The 17,341-nt window shown below is 70.3% G+C and carries 10 protein-coding genes; 7 read left to right on the forward strand and 3 right to left on the reverse strand.

The window, feature by feature from the left end; translation table 11 throughout:
- Positions 1-7 precede the first annotated feature (7 nt).
- The 7 genes from BLW84_RS26625 to BLW84_RS26655 all read left to right on the forward strand — a co-directional run bounded on the left by BLW84_RS26625 (position 8) and on the right by BLW84_RS26655 (position 14,663).
- Positions 8-949 carry a TauD/TfdA family dioxygenase gene (locus tag BLW84_RS26625; protein ID WP_093270406.1) on the forward strand — a complete coding sequence of 314 codons (942 nt, stop codon included), beginning with the start codon at positions 8-10 and terminating at the stop codon, positions 947-949.
- 43 nt (positions 950-992) lie between these two features.
- Positions 993-1,487, forward strand: a complete 495-nt coding sequence (locus BLW84_RS26630; RefSeq protein ID WP_177226702.1) for a flavin reductase family protein — start codon at positions 993-995, stop codon at positions 1,485-1,487.
- A 47-nt stretch (positions 1,488-1,534) separates the two neighbouring features.
- Positions 1,535-2,875 carry a cation:proton antiporter gene (locus BLW84_RS26635; protein ID WP_093270411.1) on the forward strand — a complete coding sequence of 447 codons (1,341 nt, stop codon included), beginning with the start codon at positions 1,535-1,537 and terminating at the stop codon, positions 2,873-2,875.
- 21 nt (positions 2,876-2,896) lie between these two features.
- Positions 2,897-3,928, forward strand: a complete 1,032-nt coding sequence (sbnB, locus tag BLW84_RS26640) for a 2,3-diaminopropionate biosynthesis protein SbnB (protein WP_093270445.1) — start codon at positions 2,897-2,899, stop codon at positions 3,926-3,928.
- Between the two features lie 100 nt (positions 3,929-4,028).
- Complete coding sequence (locus BLW84_RS26645; RefSeq protein ID WP_177226703.1) at positions 4,029-8,453, forward strand: non-ribosomal peptide synthetase; 4,425 nt, start codon at positions 4,029-4,031, stop codon at positions 8,451-8,453.
- 18 nt (positions 8,454-8,471) lie between these two features.
- Positions 8,472-9,509, forward strand: coding sequence for a ketoacyl-ACP synthase III family protein (locus BLW84_RS26650; protein WP_093270416.1), 1,038 nt, complete (start codon positions 8,472-8,474; stop codon positions 9,507-9,509).
- Positions 9,510-9,533: 24 nt separating this feature from the next.
- Positions 9,534-14,663 carry a type I polyketide synthase gene (locus tag BLW84_RS26655; protein WP_245761395.1) on the forward strand — a complete coding sequence of 1,710 codons (5,130 nt, stop codon included), beginning with the start codon at positions 9,534-9,536 and terminating at the stop codon, positions 14,661-14,663.
- A 736-nt stretch (positions 14,664-15,399) separates the two neighbouring features.
- Here BLW84_RS26655 and BLW84_RS26660 read toward each other — a convergent pair.
- The 3 genes from BLW84_RS26660 to BLW84_RS26670 form a co-directional block, all read right to left on the reverse strand.
- Positions 15,400-16,218, reverse strand: coding sequence for a S41 family peptidase (locus BLW84_RS26660; RefSeq protein WP_245761396.1), 819 nt, complete (start codon positions 16,216-16,218; stop codon positions 15,400-15,402).
- Positions 16,219-16,469: 251 nt separating this feature from the next.
- Entirely contained in the window at positions 16,470-16,859 is a 390-nt protein-coding gene (locus BLW84_RS26665) for a hypothetical protein (RefSeq protein ID WP_143061111.1), read from the reverse strand.
- 50 nt (positions 16,860-16,909) lie between these two features.
- Positions 16,910-17,341: Nramp family divalent metal transporter (locus tag BLW84_RS26670; RefSeq protein WP_177226704.1), on the reverse strand; the 432-nt coding region annotated here is incomplete at its 5' end.

Genomic DNA, 17,341 nt, shown 5'->3' on the forward strand with positions numbered 1-17,341 from the left:
AATCCCGATGGCCGATCGGCAGAACTGGGCGCCGCTGGAGGTAAGTCCGAGCAGCGTCGGTGCCGGGGCCACCCCGCACGGGCTGGTCGACCACCTGCGCGGCATCGGCGACCTCACCGGGCTGCTCGCCCGCGAGAAGGCGGTGGTCTTCCGGGGTTTCCACGTCACGCCGGCAGAGCTCGACGAGGTGCTCGACCTGCTCCTGCCCAACAGGTTGGCTTACGTGCACGGCAACTCGCCGCGGACCAAGGTCGGCAAGAACGTCTACACCTCGACCGAATATCCCCCGGAATTCACCATCTCGATGCACAACGAGATGTCCTACGCCCATCAATGGCCCGCCCGGCTGGCGTTCTTCTGCGACCAGCAGCCGGAAACCGGTGGCGCCACCCCGGTCGTGGACGGCGTGCGCTGGTTGGCCGCGCTGGATCCGGAAGTCCGCGAGGCGTTCGCCGGCGGCGTGTGCTACCGGCAGAACCTGCACGGCGGCCGAGGCCTGGGCAAGAGCTGGCAGGACACCTTCGAAACCGACAGCCGCGCGGAGGTCGAGTCCTTCCTGGACGGCACCGGGGCGAGCTGGGAGTGGACCGCGCAGGACTCGCTGCGGGTCAGCCAGGTCCGGCCCGCCACCGCACGGCACCCGATCACCGGCGCCGAGGTCTGGTTCAACCAGGCCGACCAGTGGCACGCCGCCGGGCTCGGGGACGAGACGGCCGCCGCGCTGTACCAGATCATGCCGGAGGAGGACCTGCCGCAGTCGGTGACCTTCGCCGACGGCAGCCCGATCCCCGCCGAGCACATCACCCAGATCCGCGACCGCGGTCTGGAGTCCGCAGTGGATGTCGACTGGTACACCGGCGATCTGCTGCTCATCGACAACGTCCTGGTGGGACACGGCAGGCGACCCTTCACCGGGCCGCGCCGGGTCCTGGTGGCGATGTCGGACTGAGCGCGATCGGCGGTGCTCCCCTAGCTCGGAGGCGCGGGAAGCCATGAGCATTCAGACCCAGGAGCACGAACTCGCGGATTCGCTTCGGCGCACGGCCCGCCGGTTCGCCACCGGTGTCACGATCGCCGCGGTGTCGCACGCCAGCGGCACGCACGCGTTGACCGCCAACTCGTTCGTGACGCTGTCCCTTCGCCCCGCGTTGGTCGGGATCTCGGTGCAGCGCGAAGGCCGGATGCGCCAGCTCGTCGAAGAGGTCGGGGTCTTCGGGATCAGCGTGCTGAACGAAGCGCAGGGCGACTGCGCGCGCCGCTACGCCGACCGCCACCGCGACCGCGACGCCCCGGAATTCACCCCGGCGGCCGGCGGCGCGCCCGTCGTCGCCGGTTGCGTCGCTCACTTCAGCTGCGGGCTCGACCGGATCGACCCGGTCGGGGACCACGACCTGATCATCGGCTCGGTGCTCGACTGCGCCGTGGCCGACGAGCTGCGACCACCGCTGATCTTCCTGGACGGCGGTTTTCTGAAATCCGTCGGCTGACCGCGCTCGGACCGAGGCGCGCCATCACGTGGTGTGGAGGAGAACCGATGCACGCAGTTGCTCCGGTGACGCCCGTCGGCGGTCACTCGCTGCTGCTGTTCCTGCTGCAGATAGGCCTGCTGCTGCTGGTCGCCGTGCTGCTCGGCAGGCTGGCCGCGCTCGTGTCGCTGCCGCCGATCGTCGGCGAGCTGCTGACCGGCATCGTCCTCGGGCCCACGCTGCTCGGGGCGGTGGCCCCGGACTGGTTCGCGTGGCTGTTCCCGCAGGAGACCGAGCAGTTCCACCTGCTCGACGCGTTCGGCCAGGTGGGGGTGATCCTGCTGGTCGGGATCACCGGGCTCCAGCTCGATCTCGGGCTGATCCGGAAACGCGGTGCCACCGCGGTCCGGATCAGCCTCGCCGGGTTCATCATCCCGCTCGGCCTCGGCATCGGTGCGGGCCTGCTGCTGCCGAACGCGATGCTGGTCCCCGGTTCCCAGCGCGCGGTGTTCGCGACGTTCCTGGGCATCGCGATGTGCGTCAGCGCGATCCCGGTCATCGCCAAGACCCTGATGGACCTGAAGCTGCTGCACCGCAACGTGGGCCAGCTGGTGCTCATCTCGGGCACGGTGGACGACGTCGTAGGCTGGTTGGGGCTTTCGGTGGTCACCGCGATGGCCACCACCGGGCTGCAGATGGGCGGACTGGCCCGGTCGATCGGTGCCCTCGTGCTGTTCGTGCTCGCCGCACTGGTGCTGGGCCGGCCCCTGGTGCGCGCCGCGATGCGCGCGACGACCCGAACCCCGGAACCGAGCACGACCATCGGCGCGGCGGTCGTGCTGGTGGTGCTGGTGAGCACGGTCACGCACGCTCTCGGGCTGGAGGCGGTATTCGGGGCGCTGGTCGCGGGAATGCTGATCCGCACCGCGGGCAAGGAGGTGTTGACCCGGCTGGCGCCGCTGCGCGCCTTCGTCATGGCCGTGCTGGCACCGGTGTTCTTCGCGACGGCGGGCCTTCGGATGGACCTCACCGCGCTGGTGGACCCGGCCGTGCTGGGCACCGCAGCGGTCCTGCTGCTGATCGCTGTCGCGGGCAAGTTCGCCGGTGCCTACCTCGGCGCCTGGACCAGCGGGCTCGACCGGTGGGAGGCGCTGGCGATCGGTGCGGGCATGAACGCCCGCGGGGTGGTCCAGCTGATAGTGGCCATGGTCGGCCTGCGGCTCGGGGTTCTGACCACCGAGATGTTCACGATCATCGTGCTCATCGCGATCGTGACCTCGGCGATGGGCCCGCCGATCCTGCGGATGGCGTCGGCCCGCATCGAAATGACCGCCGGGGAGCGGTTGCGCCTCACCGAGTACGAGGCCACCTTGCACTCCGACGTGCGACCGGCCGTGGAAAGAACGTGAGTTGACCGAGGTGATGTGGACGTGAACAGCCCGAAGACCCCTTCGTTCAGCGTGGTTCCGGGCAGCCAGGTGCGCCAGGTGCTGCACGGCGATGAGCGGCAGGTGACCCGCGTGGTCGAGCAGGCATACCGCTTGCACGGCGCAGGGCGGACGGTGAACCCCGACTCGTACTTCCTGCGGTTCCCGGAGGACGCGGCCTCGCGGATCATCGCCCTGCCCGCCTCGGCGAGCGGCGACGTCGGCGTGCACGGCATCAAGTGGATTTCCAGCTTCCCGGCGAACGTTCCCGCCGGGCTGCCACGCGCCTCCGCGGTGCTGGTCCTCAACGACCCGGACACCGGCTTTCCCTTCGCCTGTTTGGAAAGCTCCATCATCAGCGCGGCGCGGACAGCGGCTTCGGCGGCGCTGGCGGCGGTGGCGATCAGCTCGCGGCGCGGGGCGCGGGCAAGCCGGGTCGGGTTCTTCGGCACCGGGTTGATCGCCCGCTACATCCACACCTACCTGCGCGCCAACGGTTTCGAGTTCGACGAGCTCGGCGTGCACGACCGGTCTCCGGAGTACGCGGAATCGTTCCGGGGGTACCTCGCGCGGACCGAGTCGGGCGCGATCACCGTGCACGAGAAGCCGGAGGAACTGATCCGGTCCGCCGACCTGGTCGTGTTCGCCACCACCGCGGGCGTGCCGCACGTGACCGATCCGGCCTGGTTCCAGCACAATCCGCTGGTCCTGCACGTTTCGCTGCGGGACCTGTCACCCGAGGTGGTGCTGTCGGCGTGCAACGTCACCGATGACGTCGAGCACTGCCTGAAGGCCAACACGTCGTTGCACCTGACCGAGCAGCGAACCGGCAATCGGGACTTCATCGCCGGCGACATGCCCGCGCTGCTGGACGGCCGGATCGACTGCCCGGTGGACCGACCGATCGTCTTCTCCCCCTTCGGCCTCGGGGTGCTCGACCTCGCGGTGGGCAAGCACGTCCACGACGCGCTGGCCGCATCGGAGCGGCTGCACACCGTGCCGGACTTCTTCTCCGAATTGGACCGATATGCCTGATCGCTGGTTTATAGGCGCGTTATAGCCGCTGATCCCATTCTGATCAGCGGCGGGAGCAATCGCGGATTTCGGGAGACGTTGGTGCACAATGGAGTCTGCAATGTTTGAGGGGCGCGAGGCATGGCTTCCGCTGTCCGAGGCCCAACGCGGTGTTTGGTTCGCCCACCAGTTGGACCCGACCAGGCTGCAGTTCAACTGCGCGGAGTACCTCGACATCCGCGGCCCGGTCGACGTCGGGCTGTTCGAATCGGCGTGGGCCGCCCTGTGCGCGGAGGCCGATGCCGTCCGGGTCGCCGCCGTGGTCGACGAAGGTGAGCTGCGCCAACTCGTCGAGCCGAGTGCGGACCTGTCGTTCGCCGACCTCACCACCGCGGCCGAACCGGAACGGCAGGCGCAGCAGTGGATGCAGGCGGAACTGGCCCGCCCGGTCGAACTCGACCGCCGTCCGATCTCGACGTTCGCACTGCTCAAACTCGCCGAATCCCGCTACTTCTTCTACTACCGGATGCACCACGTCGTCATCGACGGCTACGGCGTGCAGCTGATCGGCAGGCGACTCGGCGAGATCTACACCGCGCTGGCCGCGGGCCGCGACAGCGACACCGGTTTCGCCCCGCTGGCCACGCTGTTCGACGAGGACCGCGCGTATCGGGAGTCGCCGGACTTCGACCTGGACCGCGAGTACTGGATGAAGCGCTTCGCCGACCAGCCGTCGCCGATCCGCCTCGGCGGTGAGGTCGTCGACACCGCGGGATCGGCGGTGCGGCATTGCCGGTTCGACGCCTTCGACCCGGCCGACATCGAACGTCTGCACGAGGCGGCCGCCTCGACCGGAACGACCTGGCAGGTCTTCGTGCTCGCCGCGGTCGCCGCCTACACCCACCGCATCACCGATCGTCGTGACGTGATCCTGGGCATGCCGGTCGCCGGCCGCCGCAGCCTCGCGTCGCGGCGAGTTCCGGGCATGGCGACCAATTCCGTTGCGCTGCGCATGGACGTGTCGAGCAACGAGAGCCTCCAGCAGCTCATCCCGCGAGTGGCCGAGGAGGTCCGTAACGCGCTGAAGCACGAGCGATACCGGTCCGAGGACCTCCGCCGGGACCTGGGACTGGAGGGCAGCGAGCGCGCCTTCCTGGGGCCGATGGTCAACTTCATGCCCTACGACCCCTCGCTGGACTTCGGCGGGCACCCGGCCACCACGCACAACCTGGCCTCAGGACCGATCGTGGACTTCTCCTTCGGCATCCGCGGGCAGACCGGCGGCTCCGGCATGACCCTCGTGTTCGAGGCCAACCCCGAGTACCACGACCTGCCCGGATTCCTCGCGCACCGGGCGCGGCTGACGTCGTTCCTCGCCGAGGTGGTGGCCGCGCCGGACCGGCCGATCGGCCGGATCGACCTGCTGTCCCCGCAGGAGCGGCACGGGTTGCTCGTGGAACGCAACGCGACGGCCCGGGACGTGCCGGCGGCAACCGTCCCGGAGCTGTTCGACCGCCAGGCGACCAGCACCCCGGACGCCGTCGCGCTCGTCGCCGAGGACGGCCGCACGTGGACCTACCGCTCGCTCGACGCGTGGGCGGATCGGCTCGCCACCGCGCTGAGCGGCCGCGGTGTCGGCCCGGAGGACTTCGTGGCGCTGGCGCTGCCGCGTTCACCGGAGCTCATCGCAGCGATGCTCGCCGTGCTCCGGGTGGGTGCCGCGTACGTGCCAGTCGACCCGGGCTACCCGCCGGAACGCATCCAGTACATGCTCGACGACCTCGCCCCCGCCTGCCTGGTCGCGGACGCTGCGCGAAGCCTCCCCGAGACGCACACCGAGGTCCTGGTCACCTCCGACATTCCCGCCGAAGTGGACGGATACGACCGGCGGCCGATCGACCCGGACAGCCCGGCCTACGTGATCTACACGTCGGGCTCCACCGGAGCGCCCAAGGGCGTGGTGGTCACCCACCGGGCGATGCGCAACTTCATCGTCGACCACGCCGATCGGTTCGAGCTCGGCCCGACCAGCCGCGGTCTGCAGTTCGTCTCCCCCAGCTTCGACGTCGCCGTCGGCGACATCTGGCCGGTGCTCACCAGCGGTGGCGCGCTCGTGCTCGCCCCGGAAGGGCAGACCACGTCCGGGCAGACGCTGGCGAAGTTGCTCGCCGACCAGCGCATCACCCACGCCGCGATCCCGCCGGTGCTGCTGGCGCAGATCCCGGAGACGGCCGTGCCGGACCTGCAGGTGCTGATCACCGGCGGGGAAACGCCGGATCCCGAGATCATCCGGCGCTGGTCGCCGCAGGCCCGGATGGTCAACGTCTACGGCGTCACCGAGGTGGCCGTCGCGAGCACCACGAGCCCGCCGCTGAGCGGCACCGAGACCGTCTCGATCGGCAAGCCGATCAGCAACACCCAGGTCTACGTGCTGGACTCGAGCCTCTCGCCGGTGCCGCCCGACGCGGTGGGCGAGCTGTACCTGGCCGGCGCCGGGCTGGCGCGCGGCTACCTCCGGCGCCCGGAGCTGACGGCGGAGCGGTTCCTGCCGAGCCCGTTCGGCGAGCCGGGAACGCGGATGTACCGGACCGGCGACCTGGTGCGCTGGCGGGCGGACGGCAACCTGGAGTACCACGGCCGCGCCGACGAGCAGGTCAAGATCCGCGGCTTCCGCGTCGAGCTGGGCGAGGTCGAAGCAGCGCTGGCGGAGCACCCGACGATCACCGCCGCGACGGCCGTGGCCCGCGAGGACCGCCCCGGCCGCAAGCGGCTGATCGCCTACGTGCAGCTGGCGCCCGGCGCGAACGCGACACCGGCCGAACTGCGCCGGTTCGTGGCGCGGTCCCTGCCCGACTTCATGGTGCCCGCGGCGGTGGTTCCCCTCGACGAGTTGCCGATCACGCCCAACGGCAAGGTGGACCGCCGCGCGTTGACCGCACCGGACTTCTCGACGTCCACATCGGACCGCCCCCGACCGGGCACGCGGGAGGCCGTCCTGTGCGAGCTGTTCGCCGAGGCGCTCGGAGTGGACGAGGTCGGGCTGCACGACTCCTTCTTCGACCTCGGCGGCGACAGCATCATGGTCTTCCCGCTGGTCTCCCGGGCCGCCGAATCCGGCCTGGAGTTCAGCGCCCGCGAGGTGTTCCAGTTCCCGACCGTGGCGAAACTGGCCCCGGTCGCGAGGGAATCGGCGCCGCCTGAACCGGTTGCGGCGATCGGCCGGTCCCGGGTCGAGCTCACCCCGGAGCAGCACGAGGTGCTCACCGCGGCCCATCCGTCCCTCACCGAGGTCCTGCCGGTGTCGCCCTTGCAGGAAGGGTTCCTGTTCCACAACATCCTGGCCGAGAGCTCCCACGACGCCTACGCCTCCCAGCTCCGCTTCGACTTCGAGGGTCCGCTCGACCCGGCTCGGATGCGCACCGCGGGCCAGGCGCTGCTGCGCCGCCATCCCAACCTGCGGGTCGCCTTCCACTACGACGACGCCCTCGCCGAGCCGGTGCAGGTCGTCTGCTCGGCCGTCGACCTGCCGTGGAGCCAACAGGACCTGTGGGAACTGCCGAGCGGCGAGCGCGAAGCGGAAGCGGAACGGCTGGCGTCCGGGGAACGCGCCCGCGGATTCGACCTGGCGACACCGCCGCTGCTGCGGTTCCTGCTGCTGCGCATCCGGGACGACCGCTACCGGTTGGTGCTCACCGCGCACCACATCCTGTGGGACGGCTGGTCGACCTCCATCCTGATGCGGGAACTGTTCGCCCTCTACGCGAACGACGGCGACGAGGCCTGCCTGCCGGACATCACGCCGTATCCGTCCTATCTGGACTGGTTGGCCGAACAGGACCACGACGCGGCCCGCCAGGCGTGGGCGGCAGAGCTGGCAGGCCTCCCCGGCCCCACCCGGATCGCCGACAGCGCCGTTCCCGAAGGACCGCAGGAGCAGGTGCGCTGCGATCTCAGCGCCGAGCTGACCGAAGCGCTCACGGCACGTGGCCACGCCGACGGCCTGACCACGAACACGCTCTTGCAGGGCGCCTGGGCACTGCTGCTCTCCCAGCTCACCGGGCGCGACGACGTCACCTTCGGCACTTCGGTGTCCGGCCGCCCGCCGGAGCTGCCCGGTGTCGAGAAACTGGTCGGACTGCTCACCAACACGATCCCGGTGCGGGTGCGACGCCGGCCCGACGAGCCGCTGCCGGCGATGCTGGCCCGGTTGCAGGCCGCGCAGGCCGCGCTGATCCCCTACCACTACCTGGGGCTTTCCGACATCCAGCGGCAATCCGGCCACGCGGGCGAGCTGTTCGACACGGCGATCATGTTCGTCAACTACTCCTTCGACAGCGCCGAGTGGACCAGCACGCTCGGCGACCTGCGGCTGGCCGCGTTCGACGTCGAGGACGACACGCACTACCCGCTGCGGCTGGCCGCCGTCCCCGGGCAGCGGCTGCACCTGCGACTCGGCTACCACCCGGGCCTGTTCCGGCGGGCCGAGGCGCAGCGCCTGCTCGACCGCCTCGTCCAGACGCTGCGAGCCATCGCCGACGGGAACTGACCAGAACGGAGGCGGGCCGTGCGCACGCCAGGCATTTTCATCAAGGGCATCGGGGTGCACCTGCCCGAGGCGGTCGGCGTCGAGCAAGCCGTCGCGCAGGGCAGCTACCCGGCCGAGGAAGTCGAGCTGCACGAACTCGCCGGTGCCGCCGTCGCCGGCGACACGCCGGCACCCGAAATGGCGCTGTGGGCGGCGCAGGAGGCGTGCAAGCGCAGCGGCCAACGGCCTGAGGACGTCGACCTCCTGCTGTACTGCGACTCCTGGCACCAAGGCCCGGACGGCTGGCAACCGCAGTACTACCTGCAACGCCACCTGGTCGGCGACGACGTGCTGGCCGTCGAGGTCCGGCAGGGCTGCAACGGCATGTTCGGCGCGCTGGAGCTCGCCGCCGGTTACCTCGGCGGCCGCGCGGGAACCGCGCTGCTGGTCGCCGCCGACAACTTCGGCACGCCGATGATGGACCGCTGGCGGATGGGACCGGGCTACATCGCCGGAGATGCCGCCAGCGCCGTGCTTCTGAGCACCGACCCGTCCTTCGCCCGGCTGCGCGCCGTGCGCTCGCTCGCCGTCTCCGAGGCCGAGCAGATGCACCGGGGCGACGAACCGCTGTTCCCGCCGGGGCCGACGGTCGGACGTCCGCTGGACTTCACCGCGCGCAACGCCGACTACAAGCGCCGGTTGATCGCCGACGGCACCGGCACCGCCGCGCTGGTGCGGATCCATCAGCAGACCCTGCGGATCGTCGAGCTGGTCCTGGAAGAAGCCGGCATCGGGCTCGGCAACGTCACCAGGGTCGCCTACATGAACTACAGCCGGGAGATCGTCGAGCAGCGCTGCATGGCGCCGCTCGGCCTGGACCTGGAGAAGTCCACTTGGGACTTCGGCCGGACCGTCGGTCACCTGGGCGCCAGCGACCAGATCGTCTCGCTCGACCACCTGCTCGCCATCGGAGAGCTGGCCCCGGGCGACCACCTGCTCATGCTCGGCGTCGGCCCCGGAGTCACCCTCTCCGCCGCGGTGGTGGAGATCCTCGGTCCCACCCCGTGGCGCAGCTGACCGGCGCCGGAAGGAGATTCGATCGTGCGTAGAGGCCAGGTCGTCAACGACGAGGAGCCGCAGATCGGCGAGCCGATCGCGGTGATCGGTGCCGGGTGCCGGTTCGCCGGTGGTGCCGATTCGCCCGACGAGTTCTGGGCGATGCTGACCGAAGGTCGCGACGGCATCGGAGAGATGCCGCAGGACCGGTGGCAGGTCTACCGCGAGCTCGGACCCGACCACGCCTCGGCGGTGCGGCGGGCCGGAGTTCCCGGTGGTTTCCTGGCCGACATAGAGGGCTTCGACTCGGCGTTCTTCGGCCTGACACCACGGGAAGCCGAGCTGATGGACCCGCAGCAGCGCATCCTGCTGGAACTGACCTGGGAGGCGCTGGAGCACGCCGGCATCCCGCCCCGCTCTCTGGCCGGCACCGATGCCGGCGTGTTCGTCGGCATCGGGTCGGACGACTACGGGCGGCGGATGCTGGAGGACCTGCCGGGCATCGAGGCGTGGACCGGGATCGGCAGCGCGATGTGCGCCGCGGCCAACCGGATCTCCTACGCGCTGGACCTGCACGGCCCCAGCATCGCGGTGGACACCGCTTGTTCGGCGTCGCTGGTCGCGGCACACCTCGCGTGCCAGAGCCTGCGCGCCGGGGAAAGCGAGATCGCCCTGGTCGGCGGGATCAACCTCATCATCTCCCCCGGGTTGACGCTCACCCTGGAATCCGCCGGCGCGACCGCGCCGGACGGCCGCTGCAAGCCCTTCGACGCCGCGGCCAACGGCTACGGCCGGGGCGAGGGCGGCGGAATCGTGGTGCTCAAACGGCTTTCCGCCGCACAACGCGACGGCGACCGGGTGCTGGCGGTCATCCGCGGCAGCGCGGTCAACCAGGACGGCCGCACCAACGGCATCATGGCGCCCAACGGCGACGCCCAACGGGAGCTGCTGCGCGAGACCTGCCGGCGTGCCGGCATCGCGCCGGAGACGGTCGACTACGTCGAGGCGCACGGCACCGGGACCAGGCTCGGCGACCCGCTCGAAGCCGGGGCGCTCAGCGCGGTCTACGGCAGCGGGCGGCCGGCTGCCGAGCCGTGCCTCATCGGATCAGTCAAACCCAACATCGGCCATCTGGAGGCGGGCGCGGGGATCGCTTCGCTGATCAAGGCGAGCCTGTCCCTCGCACACGCCGAAATCCCGCCGAGCCTGAACTACAGCACCGGAAACCCGCTGGTGGACTGGTCCAGCAGCGGGCTGCGGGTGGTGACCGAGCGAACCCCGTGGCCGCAGCGCAACGGCCCGCGCCGGGCCGGGGTATCCGGATTCGGCTACGGCGGCACGATCGGCCACCTGCTGCTGGAGCAGGCCCCGGAACCGACCCCGGCGAACCCGCCGCAGCAGGACGTGGAGCAGCGGCTGTACCCGATTTCGGCGGCTTCGGAGGCCGGGCTGCGCGAAGGCGCCGAACGATTGGCCGACCGGGTGGCCGCCGAGACCGCCCCGCTCGACTCGATCGGGCACACGCTGGCGTTGCGCCGATCGCACCTGGAGCACCGGGCGACGGTCGTGGCCGCCGACCACGCCGAACTCGAAGCCGGGCTGCGACTGGTCGCCAGCGGCGAGCCCGCCCCGGCGGTCAGCACCGGATCGGCCGCCGCACCGGGAACCGGTCTGGTGTGGGTGTTCTCCGGGCACGGTTCGCAGTGGATCGGGATGGGCCGGGAACTGCTGGCCGACGAACCCGCCTTCGCCGCGGCCATCGACGAGCTGGAACCGGTCTTCGCCGAGGAGATCGGGTTCTCGCCGCGGAAGGTGCTGCTCGACGGTGATCTGGAAAGCGTCGACCACATCCAGACGATGATCTTCGCGATGCAACTCGGCCTGGCCGCGGTGTGGCGCTCCTACGGGGTGCGGCCGGACGCGGTGATCGGGCACTCCGTCGGCGAGATCGCCGCCGCCGTGACCGCCGGGGTGCTGACCCCGCAGAACGGGGCCCGGCTGAGCTGCCGCCGCTCGCGGCTGCTGCGCCGGGTCGCCGGGGCCGGCGCGATGGCAATGGCCGCATTGCCGTTCGACGAGGTCACGGCGCGCCTGGCCGGCCGCACCGACGTCGCCGCGGCCATCTCGGCGTCCCCCGGCTCCACGGTCATCTCCGGTGCTCCCGAACCGATCGAAGAGCTGGTGGCGTCCTGGGGCGCCGAGGACGTGCCGATGCGGCGGGTCGCTTCCGACGTCGCCTTCCACAGCCCCCAGATGGATCCGCTGCTGGCCGACCTGGCCGCAGCCGCTGCCGACCTCTCCCCCGGTCCGGCGCTGATTCCCTGGTACAGCACGGCATTGCCGGACCCGCGCACGACGCCGGACAGCTCCGGCCAGTACTGGGCGACCAACCTGCGCAACCCGGTGCGCCTGGCCGCGGCCACGCAGGCCGCGGCCGAGGACGGGTACCGCGCCTTCCTGGAGGTCTCCGCGCACCCCGTGGTGGCCCATTCGATCGGCGAAACGCTGGCCGAGCACGGGATCGCGGACGCCTTCGTCGGTTCCACGCTGCGCCGCAACCAGCCCGAGTCCACGTCGCTGCTCACGGCTGTCGGCACCGCGCACTGCAACGGGATCGCCGTCGACTGGGCACGCCTGCATCCCGCCGGCACGCTGGCCGCACTGCCCGCGGTTCCTTGGCAGCGGCAGCCGCACTGGCACGAATCCGCGGTCGGCGGCAGCGGTGCGGGCCTCCAGCACGAGATCGAATCGCACGCCCTGCTGGGATCCGCGACGGGCGTCGCCGGACGCCCCGCGATGACGCTGTGGCGGACCCTGCTGGACGATTCGTGCCGCCCCTACCCCGGCAGCCACACCATCGACGGGACCGAGATCGTTCCGGCCGCGGTGTTGCTCAACACCTTCTTCCACGCGGATCCGGACGGTGCGCTGCCCGCGCTCACCGAGGTGTCTCTGCGCCTGCCGCTGATCGTCGGCGACCGGCGGGAACTCCAGGTGGTGCGCGACGGCACCGGGCTGTGCCTGGCATCGCGCACCGCCGGGGGCAAGTGGCTGACGCACGCCACCGCGACCGCGTCCGGGCCGGGTGCGCTGCCCGGCTCGCTGCCGGAGCTCACGGGTACGGCACCGGCCGATCCGGGCGACGTCGGACGCCATCTGGCTTCGGTCGGTGTGCCGACGATGGCCTTCGACTGGACCATCGAGGAGCTGCACCGCGGTGAGGGCGTGCTGCGCGCGGTGGTGCGCACGGGCCAGGGTGAAAGCTGGGCCCCGGTGCTCGACGCCGCTCTGTCCATCGCGCCGACCGCACATCCGGGGCCGGCCGCGCTGCGCATGGTCGCGGAGCTGGGTGAAATCCGGACCAACGGCACACCACCATCCACTGTGGAGATCGTGGTCACCGTCGCCGCGGACGAAGCCGCGGAAGTGCTCATCGCCGACACCACAGGCGCGGTGGTCGCCGCGATTTCCGGGCTGCGCTACGGCGGCCTGGCCGAAACCGACCGACACGCGGTCAGCCCGCAGGAACTGGTGCACGAGGTCACCTGGCGCCCGCTGGAGCTCACCACCGCGGACGCCGGCGGTGACGTCCTGGTCGTCGGTTCCGGAACGCTGCGGGACGACCTGGCAGCGGCCGGGGCGCGGTGCCGGTGGATCGCGGACCCGGAACAGCTGACCGCCGCCGACCTCGGCGAGGTGACCCAGGTCCTGGTGGCGACGCCCCCGGCCCGGGAGGTGCCCGAAGCGGCGACGCGTGCGGCCTGGTTGCTGCTGCGCACGGCGCAACGGCTCGCGGAACTGGATCCGCCTTCACCACCCCGCCTGTGGTGCATCACCACCGGCGTCCGCGAAGGCCAGGATGCCGCGCAGCTCGCGCAATCCCCGATGTGGGGTCTGGGCCGGATCATCGCCGGTGAGCACGACGAGCTCTGGGGCGGCGTGGTCGACCTGCCCGCCGATGAGCCCGCGCACGGCGTGCTGCTCGACGTGATCCGGGCAGCACCCGGCGAAGATGTCATCGCCGTGCGCGACGGCAAGCCGCTCGTCGCGCGCCTTCGCCGCACCGAACGCGAGCCCGTCCAAGGCTCGTTGACCTGCCACGCCGATGACAGCTACCTGATCAGCGGCGGTCTGGGCGTGCTCGGTCTGGAGATCGCCCGCTGGCTCGCGGAACGCGGCGCGCGGCGCCTCGTGCTCGCGGGACGCCGGTCCCTGCCTCCGCGCTCCCGTTGGGATGATCCGGTCGATGCCGAAACCGCTCGGCAGGTCCGCGGCATCCGGGAGCTGGAAGGCATGGGAGTGACGGTCAAGGTCGTGTCGCTCGACATCGCCGACGCCGACCAGGCCGCCGGCATCCTGGTGCCCGATGCGCTCGGCCTTCCGCCGATCCGGGGCGTGGTGCACGCCGCCGGCGTGCTGGACAACCGGATGCTGCGCAACGTCAACGAAGAGTCGCTGCGCACCGTGCTGCGCCCCAAGGTGACCGGGGCCTGGGTGCTGCACGAGTTGTTCCCGCCCGGCAGCCTGGACTTCTTCGTGTTGTTCTCCTCCTGCGGCCAGTTGCTCGGGCTGCCCGGCCAAGCCACCTACGGCGCGGCCAACGCCTTCCTCGACGCGCTGGCGGCGCACCGCGACGACACCACCAGCCTCGGCTGGACCTCGTGGCGCGGACAAGGCATGGCGGCGAACGAGGTCGTCGACCGCGAACTGCGCGCCCGGGGCATCACCGACATCAGCGCCGACGAAGCCTTCGGGGCGTGGGACCTCGCGTCCCGGTTGGGCACCGGTCACTTCGCGGTCCTCGGCACGATGCCGGTCGACGCGGACACCGACCGCTCCCCGCTGCTCAGCGAGCTTTCCACGGCGGCGGCCGCGGAACCGGCGGCCGGATCCGACGACGACATCTCCCTCGACCTGCCGCCCGACCAGCTCCGCGAACGCCTGATGGAGGTGGTCGGCGCCCAGATCGCGGGCGAGATGCGGATGTCGGCGGCGCTGCTGGACGCCCGCAAGTCGCTGCTCGAACAGGGCTTGGACTCGGTGATGACGATCGTGATCCGACGCCGCCTGGAGAAGCGCTTCGGGTACAAGATCCCGTCGAACCTCCTGTGGCACCAACCGACGGTGACGGCGATCGCAGACCACTTGGTGGAGCACCTGACCACCTCGTCCTGACCGGCTGCAGGAGATAGGACGACGCGGTCCCGCCCACGACGTGAGCGGGACCGCGTCGTGAGTGCGTAGCCGCGCTGGGGCTTCTATAAGCGATTCGACGAGATCGTCTTGCTGGGCGCCCCCTTGGAGGTCTGCTGGAACGCGTGGCTCACCGTGATACCAACACCTTCGGAAATCCATCGAAGAACGTGACCGGATCGTGGCAGAAGCGGTCCAGGTCGAGTCGATGCTCTGTGCATCGGCCACTGTGGAGATTGACACCCGGAAGCCGCTCTCTGGTGTGGTTAACCAGTTGGCGGCCCTCGCAGGTCCAGCTCAGCCGCGCCACTGACTCCTTCGCGTCGCACTGCAGGGCGGCGGTGTCAGCGTGCGGTTGATGTCCTTGTTCGAGGCAAGGTGACAACGCTTTCTCCCTTCGCCTCGTGGGTGAGTTCGACGAGCAGGGCGCTGAGCGTGCGGATTCGGTCCTGGAGAGCGGCATTGGCGGCTTCGAGCTCTGCGTTGCGGGCGCACTCGTCCCAACGATCCACCTGTCGCAATCCACACCACCCTGCTCGCAATCGCCACATGATCGCTTGCGACCCTGACAGGTGTCGGGCGGGTGAGAGAACGCCGAAGCCGTGCAGTCGCAGGCCAATACCTGCCAACACTCCGGGGTGGCCTGACGTCGACACACGCTGCCCAACCCGACGGTTGGGTGGGTGGCGAGCCCCGCATTGGCGCCACCGTACAGCGCCTATGCGCCGAGGTGTGTTCGTGCGGCCTTGAGTGCCGTGTCGAGTGCCTGGTCCGCCGGGACGGGTACGTCGGGGACTGCTCCGACGCCTTCCCAGTTGGTGCCGGTGACACTGTTGACGGTCCGGGCGGTCGGCACGGTTACGAGGATGTGTTGGGTGACTGCGTGGCGGGCCGTCGGGTGCGCGCCGCCACGTGTCGTCTCGCCGACGAGGACAGCTCGGCCGTGCGCCTGAAGGGTGTACGCCACGTCCTCGCCCCCAGAGAACGTGATCGCGCTGGTGAGCACATAGACCGGGCGGTCCGCGTAGCGCGGTGCGGGCAGGTGCGCGATCGTCCAGAATTGCCGTGTAACGCCGGTGGACCGCTCGTAAATGTCGTTGAGGTGCACCTGGTCGTCGCGGAAGAAGTAGCTGCACCACATCGCGGCTCCTTCTGGTGCCCCGCCGTGGCATGCGCGGAGGTCCAGGATGAGCGCGGAGCTGTGGGCGACCAGTTGCATAGCCGCGCCGATCGCAGCGGCGCCCTCGTCGGCGGAAGCAATGCGCCGGACGTCGATGAGCCCGATGTTCCCGTCCAAGTGCTCGACGCGGCGAATCCCTTGGTTCTCCGCTCTGAGCAGCGCGAGGAACGCGGCCCGTCCCTCGTCCTCGTCCTCTGGATCCAGCGACTGCGGCTCGTCCGCCCAGAGCAGCCGCAGATGCTTGTCCGGGCACACCTCCTGAAGGTGAGTGGTCACCATCTCGCAGAGGGCCGGCCCGTCCAAGTCGTCGTACTCACCTGCCGCGAGACGGCAGCGGATCGCGGCGTCGATGTCCACGAGCTTCTCGGGAAAGATGTACCCTGCCTCGATCCGATCCAGAGCTTGCCTGATTATTTGTTCATTTGTGAGCACAACGAGCCATGGTAGACAGTGGACAGCCTGATGGCCAGCGAGTTTCCGCGCAGCGGGGCGTCTTCTTAGCGGGGCGTCTTCGTAGCGGGGAGGTTGAGTCTGCGGTTAGCCGCAGTCAGGAGATGATCACTCTCCCCTGTGAAACCGCCTTGCTGTGTCGGCACGCCCAGCACTCGTCAGAGCCGTTCGTGGACCCACACGAATCCGATCGCGAATCCGACGCTGATCAACGCCTGGTACGCGAGGAAGGCCAAGGGGTGTGGTGGCCAGTCGAGCCGCTCGTCCAGGATCAGGCGGGTGCCCACGTCCTGGACGAGCCGGGCGGCCGGGAAGGCGATCATCCAGTACAGCGCCACCGGGGCGAAAGTGCCGCCGCGCAGCACGCCGTGCTCCCGCAGGGCGCTGCATCCCGTGCCGAAGGCGGCCAGCGGCAGCCCGAGCGCGACCGCGGTGACCGCGGCCCAGCTCGCCGGCATGCCGCCGATCAGCGCCAGGCCGCCGGCGAACAGCGCGGAGACCGCCCCGATCATCAATCCGGGCAAGGCGATCCGAGGGGTGGCAGTCATCTTGGAGCCCGTCTTCGCGTTGGTCTGATTCCCGTCCTCGAAGCCGTTCGTCAGCTCACGACCACTCCGTATTCGATGAGGCTGTAGAAGAGCATTCCGAGGTAGAACACGGCGCCGAAGGCGATGATCAGGTTGCTCCACCATCGTGGCCGGATCGGGCGTGGCAGCATTCGGTTGTTGACCAAGAGCAGGACCACGCAGTAGGCGCCCATCGCGAAGGTGGACAGGAACGCGAGGACGTCCAGGATCGCGCCGGGCCCGTCCGCGGGGCCGAACAGCAGGATCAGGATGCCGAAGGCGATAACGCCCCACAGGAACGCCGCGTACAGGTGTGACATCCGGAACCGTCGCGCGCCGGGCACGAAGTGGTAGGTCATGTCGGCCTGGCCGCGGGAGAACGAGTCGAACAGGCCCAGTGTGGCGTTCAGCCCGATCAGGGCGATGAACCCGAGGAACACCGAGCCCAGCACCGGGCCGCCGGC

The sequence above is a fragment of the Saccharopolyspora shandongensis genome, from assembly GCF_900106995.1.
Taxonomy (GTDB): domain Bacteria; phylum Actinomycetota; class Actinomycetes; order Mycobacteriales; family Pseudonocardiaceae; genus Saccharopolyspora; species Saccharopolyspora shandongensis.

Coding starts and splice junctions, on each gene's coding strand:
- BLW84_RS26665 (WP_143061111.1), bottom strand. CDS start 16,859: ATGACTGCCACCCCTCGGATCGCCTTGCCCGGATTGATGATCGGGGCG.
- BLW84_RS26645 (WP_177226703.1), top strand. CDS start 4,029: ATGTTTGAGGGGCGCGAGGCATGGCTTCCGCTGTCCGAGGCCCAACGC.
- BLW84_RS26630 (WP_177226702.1), top strand. CDS start 993: ATGAGCATTCAGACCCAGGAGCACGAACTCGCGGATTCGCTTCGGCGC.
- BLW84_RS26625 (WP_093270406.1), top strand. CDS start 8: ATGGCCGATCGGCAGAACTGGGCGCCGCTGGAGGTAAGTCCGAGCAGC.
- BLW84_RS26635 (WP_093270411.1), top strand. CDS start 1,535: ATGCACGCAGTTGCTCCGGTGACGCCCGTCGGCGGTCACTCGCTGCTG.